The sequence below is a fragment of the Cysteiniphilum sp. 19S12-1 genome, assembly GCF_052030685.1.
Classification (GTDB): Bacteria; Pseudomonadota; Gammaproteobacteria; order Francisellales; family Francisellaceae; genus Caedibacter.
This window is the reverse complement of sequence record NZ_JBQAJM010000108.1, coordinates 1-508: the sequence shown is the minus strand read 5'-3', so window position 1 is coordinate 508 and position 508 is coordinate 1. Positions and strand designations below refer to the sequence as shown.

The 508-nt window shown below is 36.0% G+C and carries 1 protein-coding gene; it reads left to right on the top strand.

Translation table 11 applies throughout. The features are described 5' to 3' along the window. The coding region (locus ACTS4L_RS11450) for a Tn3 family transposase (protein ID WP_440652084.1) at window positions 1–508 on the top strand (508 nt) is incomplete at both ends.

Here is a 508-nt window from a genome sequence, read left to right as displayed (position 1 = left end):
CAAACAAGCATATTAAAATCAACGTAGACAAAGACAATATTATTACTTGGAAATTGCCCTACAAAAAAGAAGCTGATACAGCTGATAATCCATACTATGAAAAATTCAAAACCATTGGCATTGCTGACGTTATTGACTTCACCGCTAACAAGACAAACTTCTATGATAGTTTAACCCATCTTGTGAGCAAGGGTGCCAAATCAGAGGCTAAGCCTGAGCATATTAAAGCTTATCTTGTATCACAAGGTGAAGCCATAGGACATAAGAAAACAGCAGAGTCATCTGATGTTAGTCATCAAAACCTCATTGATATGGAGGGTAAATTTATCCGAGTGGATTCATTAGTTGAAGCAGGTGATATTATCATAGATGCCATTTCTGATTTACCCATATTTAAATACTACAATCTCTCTGATTATGGTATTCATGCCAGTTTAGATGGGCAAAAGCTCGAAACCAAATATCAAACCGTGTTATCCCGATATTCCACAAAGTATTTTGGTTATGG